This window comes from Synechococcus sp. CS-1328, from assembly GCF_025128095.1.
Taxonomy (GTDB): domain Bacteria; phylum Cyanobacteriota; class Cyanobacteriia; order PCC-6307; family Cyanobiaceae; genus CBW1002.
The window spans coordinates 1-5,614 of sequence record NZ_JAHLYT010000043.1 but is presented as its reverse complement, the minus strand read 5'-3'; the positions used below and the strand labels follow the sequence as shown (position 1 = coordinate 5,614).

General features: G+C 64.3%; 9 protein-coding genes and 1 pseudogene. 6 read left to right on the top strand and 4 right to left on the bottom strand.

From position 1 onward, the window contains the following. The 4 genes and pseudogenes from KQ310_RS06965 to KQ310_RS06950 all read left to right on the top strand — a co-directional run. Nucleotides 1-137, top strand: a pseudogene (locus KQ310_RS06965) (IS5/IS1182 family transposase); the annotation flags it as partial. Between the two features lie 471 nt (nucleotides 138-608). Further along, on the top strand, nucleotides 609-1,067 hold the full coding sequence (locus tag KQ310_RS06960; RefSeq protein ID WP_259721045.1) for an SLOG family protein: 459 nt from the start codon (nucleotides 609-611) through the stop codon (nucleotides 1,065-1,067). Between the two features lie 68 nt (nucleotides 1,068-1,135). Then, nucleotides 1,136-1,855 (top strand): siphovirus Gp157 family protein, encoded by a 720-nt coding sequence (locus KQ310_RS06955; protein WP_259721044.1) that lies wholly within the window; start codon nucleotides 1,136-1,138, stop codon nucleotides 1,853-1,855. Nucleotides 1,856-2,002: 147 nt separating this feature from the next. Next, nucleotides 2,003-2,191: a hypothetical protein gene (locus KQ310_RS06950; protein ID WP_259721043.1), complete on the top strand. Its 189-nt coding sequence runs from the start codon at nucleotides 2,003-2,005 to the stop codon at nucleotides 2,189-2,191. A 451-nt stretch (nucleotides 2,192-2,642) separates the two neighbouring features. Here the strand turns inward: KQ310_RS06950 and KQ310_RS06945 are convergent, their stop codons facing one another. Next, nucleotides 2,643-2,996 (bottom strand): hypothetical protein, encoded by a 354-nt coding sequence (locus KQ310_RS06945; protein WP_259721042.1) that lies wholly within the window; start codon nucleotides 2,994-2,996, stop codon nucleotides 2,643-2,645. A gap of 117 nt (nucleotides 2,997-3,113) precedes the next feature. Next, on the bottom strand, nucleotides 3,114-3,473 hold the full coding sequence (locus KQ310_RS06940; RefSeq protein WP_259721041.1) for a polysaccharide deacetylase family protein: 360 nt from the start codon (nucleotides 3,471-3,473) through the stop codon (nucleotides 3,114-3,116). Between the two features lie 188 nt (nucleotides 3,474-3,661). On the opposite strand from KQ310_RS06940, the gene KQ310_RS06935 reads away from it, so the two are divergent. Both KQ310_RS06935 and KQ310_RS06930 read left to right on the top strand, forming a co-directional pair. Continuing rightward, nucleotides 3,662-4,087 carry a type II toxin-antitoxin system PrlF family antitoxin gene (locus KQ310_RS06935; RefSeq protein ID WP_259721040.1) on the top strand — a complete coding sequence of 142 codons (426 nt, stop codon included), beginning with the start codon at nucleotides 3,662-3,664 and terminating at the stop codon, nucleotides 4,085-4,087. 2 nt (nucleotides 4,088-4,089) lie between these two features. Next, a complete protein-coding gene (locus KQ310_RS06930) occupies nucleotides 4,090-4,593 on the top strand; it encodes a type II toxin-antitoxin system YhaV family toxin (protein ID WP_259721039.1) in 504 nt (167 codons plus the stop codon). A 313-nt stretch (nucleotides 4,594-4,906) separates the two neighbouring features. On the opposite strand, the gene KQ310_RS06925 is transcribed toward KQ310_RS06930, so the two are convergent. Beyond that, entirely contained in the window at nucleotides 4,907-5,158 is a 252-nt protein-coding gene (locus tag KQ310_RS06925; RefSeq protein WP_259721038.1) for a DUF1651 domain-containing protein, read from the bottom strand. A gap of 7 nt (nucleotides 5,159-5,165) precedes the next feature. Continuing rightward, nucleotides 5,166-5,408, bottom strand: coding sequence for a galactose oxidase (locus tag KQ310_RS06920; RefSeq protein WP_259721037.1), 243 nt, complete (start codon nucleotides 5,406-5,408; stop codon nucleotides 5,166-5,168). Nucleotides 5,409-5,614: the final 206 nt, after the last annotated feature.

Genomic DNA, 5,614 nt, shown 5'->3' with positions numbered 1-5,614 from the left:
TGCACGGTGAAGAGACAGTGCTCTACGCAGATGCGGGATACCAGGGGATTGAGAAGCGGCCCGATATGCAGGGCAGAGGCATCGGCTTCCGCGTTGCCATGCGCCCAGGAAAGCGTCGCGCCTTACCTGAGGTCAGCTACGTGCAAGAACATCGACGTGCCCACCCTGCGGCGGTGGCTGAGGATGTCACACGGCGCCAGGGCTGCGCGAGTCGGCGAGGCCGCTGCGCGGTCGCCGACCCTGGCGCTCGCGTGATCTTCTTGTCCTTGCCGCCGCCGGGAATGCTGGTAGGTGTTCCAGTTGCCCAGTGCTCCTCCCGCGGCTGCGGGGACGCTGTCTCTGGAGGCCTGCTGTGGGGGATGGCAGGTGCAGTTTTGGCGACGAACCCGAGTTGCTGTGTTGCCATGATCGAGGGTGAGTCAGCCCTTCGCGTTACCTGCTGGAAGCATCAATTCTGATCCGTGAAGATCCCTGAAGCCTGCCCCAGAATCCCTGTTACCACTGGCATCAGTGCGACTGTACTACCAAGAAAAGGGCCTGCTCAGGGGGGGCGCGGTGCCGTGGCCCCACCCCCTTGAGCACTGTTTGCATTCCGGTCTTTCTTTGCCATGGTTCTGCACTCCCAGGCCGCCGCATTGGCGCCGTCTGTTTTACCCCGCATCACTCAGCTGGTGATCATCGCCGCCGGTGGTCGTGCGCTGCGCTGGCCGTCGCCGCGGATTGCAGCCCATCTGCTGCGGCTCAGTCAGGGCCGCCTGGTGCGCTGCCTGCTCCATGGCGCCGCACCCGGTGCCGATCAGGCCATCGCCGCCGCCGCCGATCAGCTCGGTTGGCCCGTGCAGGCCTTCCCCGCCCAGTGGCAGCGCCACGGCCGGGCCGCAGGTCCAATGCGCAATCGCCGCATGCTCGAGCACGCCTGCAACCAGCTCTCTGCCCTGCCCAGCGGCGCGGCGCTGCTGGTGGTCGCCTTCCCCGGTGGGCGCGGCACCGCCTCCCTGGTGCAGCTCAGCCGCCGTCTGCAGTCCCGCGCCGCTGTGCCGATCGAGCTGGCCCAGATCAGCGCCTGAGGGTCTCCTTCCTTCCTCCTCCACTGCTCACACACCGCCCACCTCACCGCCCTCTTCACCGCATCGCCATGTCCGTTTCCGTTGCTGTTGCCGCCCCTGCCGCCAAGTCCCCCGCAGCGGCACCACTGCTCACCCTTTGGGAGCTGGGCCATGAGCTCCAGGCCGAAACCCACTGGATTGCCCGCCTCTCTGAGCTCCTCGATACGGAAGATGAAAACGAGCGCGCCCAGGCGATCACCGATCTGGAGGAATCCCTCGCTGCAGAAGAAGGCAAACGCGAGGTCTTCACCCGCAAGGCCGATGCCACCTGCTGGGTGATCGAGCGGCTCCGCGCTGAATCCAGCTACCACCATAGCCAGGCCAAGCGTTACGCCGCCCTGGCCAAAGGGGAAGACGCCCGCGCCGATGCGCTCGAATCCACCCTGGTGCACCTGCTCACCCGCCTCGATCCCAGCGCCAGCTCCCACAAGCTGGTCGATCACCGCCTCAGCAGCCGCACCAGCGATGCGGTGGAGATCGATGACCCCGAGGCGCTGCCGTCCGAGCTGGTGGCACTCCACACCAGCCGCACGCCGGACAAGGTCTCGATCAAGGCCCGCATCCGCGCCGCCATCGCTTCCGCCATCACCGGCCTCCCCAAACCGGAAGCCGCCCAGGTTGCCTTCTCCATCGCCGCTACCGCCGTCCCCGGCGCCCGCCTGATCCAACGCCGCCACTGGTCCATCCGCTGGGGGGGGGCAGGGCCCCTTTCGTTGGGGCTCTGCTCGGGAGGGCCGCAGCTGTGGTGAAGCCTGGCTGGGCCTGACTCCCTGTTCTCTGCGTCTGCGTCTGCGTCTGCATCTGCATCACACCCTGCTTTTCCTTTCGGCCATGACCACCACCGTTCCGATCTCCGCAGCCGCCGCCCCGCTCCCAAGAAACCAACCTGGGCCGTGTTGGAGCAGACCTTCCGCACAGGCGCTTGGCCCGAAAAGACCAGCAAGCCCAGTGCAAAATCTGCCGGTTTGCGCGATGCTCAACTGGAGCAGCGCCTCTTGCAGCGCATCGATCTACTGGAACAGCACTTGATGCAGCGCGTTGAAGCCCTGGAGTCGCTGATCCGGTCATTCACCGTGCGCGAATAATAACGCAGGTGGGTCATTATTCGGATCAATGCTTTATTGCTCGTCGCCTAAGATATCTTTGGCATCTTAATTCCTTCGGCGTCGTTTAGTCCCTGGCTTCACAACTAATTGCATGCATAGTCAGGCTCTACAAAGCTTGTCAAAGTCACAACCTCGGCCCCTCAAGATCTGACAAGATCAATCAGCTCTGCATCGGGGCCTTCCAGCCCCAAGAAGAAGCGCGTCAGGCTTTTGTCTCATTATGCGAAGACCCCTGGTACAAGAGTGACGGAACTGTCAAGGGTATTGAGCTGGTCCAGGCCTCCACTGAAGGCGTTCAAAGGCTGGACTGGTACGCACTTAAGGACGTTCGTGATTAGGGAGGTTTTGGGCAACCACCCGCTGAGCATCTGCCATCAATCCTGTGATTCATGGGTCTCCAGCCGAGGCGCTTGAACGCCCCGGGATGGGATCAGAAGCGATAACTCAGCCACCGGCATGAACAACACCGAAAGCCAGGAATGCTGAGGTTGCATTTCCGGCTCTGTGCTGATCGTTCCTCCCGGTGCTGTTTCTCCGCATCGAGCAGCTCCGCCAGTGGCACGAACGTATAGCCGATCCGTTGCAGGTCGGGAATGATCCGGCGCAGGGCTCGGAGGGTTCGCCCACTCAGGGCCGGCGTGTCGTGCAGCACCAGGATTCCGCCGGGATGGGCGTTGATCCGCACAAACCAGCGCATGAAACCAAGCGGTGGCCGCAGGGTATCCCAGGGAAAAATCGAGGCCAGCACCAGGCGGTAGCGGCGTCCGCGCAGCCAGTCCAGCATCGGCCGGTGAAACCATCCCTGTCCGGGTCGGCACCAGCGCCAGGTCAGCCGTTCCGGCAGAGCGGCCCGCTCGATTGCCCGCTGGGTATCGCGCAGTTGCTGCAGAAAGGCCGCTTCCTACAGGGTGGCGGCCCGCTCATCCCGCCAGAGGTGGTTGCCGAGGTCGTGGCCCTCCTGCAGGGCCCGGCGGGGAAAGTTGGGATCGCGCTCCAGATGGGAACCGACCAGGAAGAACGTGGCCGGCACATCCAACTCCCGCAGCAGATCCAGCAGGGCCCCAGAGCCTGGCCCGCTCGGCCCATCGTCGATGGTGAGGGCCAATCGCCTGCGATCCGTCGCTCCGCAGAACACCACCTCCGGATGGCGCCGGGCCAACACGGTGCGGATCAGCAGGGAGGGCAGCAGCAGCCCGAACACCACCAGATCACTCAGCAGCACCAGGCCCAGGGCCAACAACAGCAGGGGGATCCCATCCATCGGACATCTCTTCGATGGACCCCCATTCTTGAGTCTGTGCGGGCACACCAGCAGCCCGCCAGATCAACGGCGCTCTGCAGCAGGCGAGCCCTGCCTGCTCGAGTCACTGGCGGGCGAGGGCCGGGGCCACTCCACACGCCAAGGCAATGCAGCTGCATTACCATTGGGTTGTTCTGCTGGGTGGCCCGATGGCTGTTCTTTCCCCGTCTCCAGCGGCGGCTTCCGCCGTGGACGCTCCCCAGCAGGAGGTGGAATCGGCGCTCACCGATCGCTATCAGACCACCGTGCCGCAGCCGGTGAGGCGGGCCCTGGGGCTGCGCAAACGCGACCGCATCCGCTACGCCTTCCGCTCCAACGGCGAGGTGGTCCTGGAGCGGGTCAGCCCAGAGCCCGACGACGACGATCCAGCCCTCGCTCCCTTCCTGGCGCTGTTGGGACAAGACATCGCCAGCCATCCCGAGCGCCTCAAGCCCATCACCGCTGATCTGGTCAGCCGCATGCAGGATCTGGTTGATGGCATTGAGGTAGATCTCGATGCATCGCTGCCGGACGACGACGAGACCGGCTGCGGCGATACCGACTTCGGAAGCATCGGCTGCGGCGACACCATCTGATCGTGGGCAAGGCCGATGCAGTGCCCCTGGTGGTCCATGGGTGGCTGGTGGTTGCGCACCCGTTGTTCCTGGATCAGCTGGAGGCGCTGATCGCAGAGGTCGAGACGTTGCGCCGCAAGGACCCCTCTGGATATGGCAGAAAGAACGCCAGCAAGCGCCTGGCTGCCATCGCACGGTTGATGCTCCAGGACATTCCTCAGGACCCCAGCCGCAAGGAGTACCAGCAGGGATCAACCCTGGGCGCTGAGCATCGGCACTGGCGCTGGGCCAAGTTCTTTCAGCAGTTCCGTCTGTTCTTTCGCTTTCACAATCGCTCGAAGGTGATCGTGCTGGGCTGGGTGAACGACACGGACAACAAGCGTGCCTACGGCAGCAAGACGGATGCCTACCGGGTGTTCCAGTCGATGTTGGACCGCGGCCATCCGCCAGACGACTGGGAGGAGCTCCTGGAGGAAGCGAGCCAGACCGGCGAACGGATGCAGCGGCTCAGCGAGCAGCTGCATTGATCGGACGGTGGAGCGACAGTGAGGCTGGAGCCGTCGCCGTCGCAGCACACCGTTGTACCACTGGTGAATGCAGCCTTGCCGATCAGCAATCCGTCGTTGATGGCTTCATCGGCGTCGGCGGAAGGCAGGCGAATGCGGTATGCCATGCCCAATGCCAGCAGGGGATTCAGACTGACAGTCATTCCCCATACAGAGCTGGTCATCAGCGTTGTTAGTCCCAGGCCAATGATGAACAGTACGGGCGCTGTTCTTCGCTGCATTCATCATTTCTTCTGCATGGCACCGGGTTGCCGCGCGTCCGAACCTGGCCCCCTCACCACTGGGGGCCGCAGGCCGTCCAGCCGGCCCTGCGTTTCTCGCCCCAGAGCCTGATGGCCTGCTCGCGGCTGTACTCCCGACGGTGCTTGAGCAGCGGGATGGGCTCTCCAGGCAACAACTCACCACTCACGACCTCAAGCCGCTGACTCCAGCGGTCGTAGCGGACCGGCCGGAAGTGCAGCACCTGCCGGCCGTCGCTGAGCCAGCCCTCCTGCGGTGAGAGCGGGGGCTTGCTGGACCTGGCCATGGCGGGATCAGGCCACCTCCGGCGCCCAGCCCCGCTGGCGGGTCATGTCGTCGGTCCAGCCCTGGCAGCGACTGGTGAGGTGCTCGCCCTGGGCGATCAGACCCTGGTGCAGCTGGCAGGTAAGCAGGGGGATGCAGTTGGGGCCAGCGTGGTGCTTGAACCAGTGGCAGGTCATGCAGACCTTGCGGCTGCGGGCGGGCACCAGCACCTCCTGATCGAGATAGGGCCACTCCTCGATCGGTTGCTCCAAGGATCCGCTTTCTTCCAGCGCGGAACGAGGCAGACGGACACCCATACCCCCAAAGCTTTGCGTACATCCGTACTAGGAGTTTGTCGCCCAAAACCAGCAGCGCCAGCGAGCCAAGCACGTGCTGAACCAATGGTCTTGGTTATCGGCATCTCAATGCCGGTGTTTCCGGCCAATCGTCGGCTGCAGCAGGCACCGGCAGCCAGAGG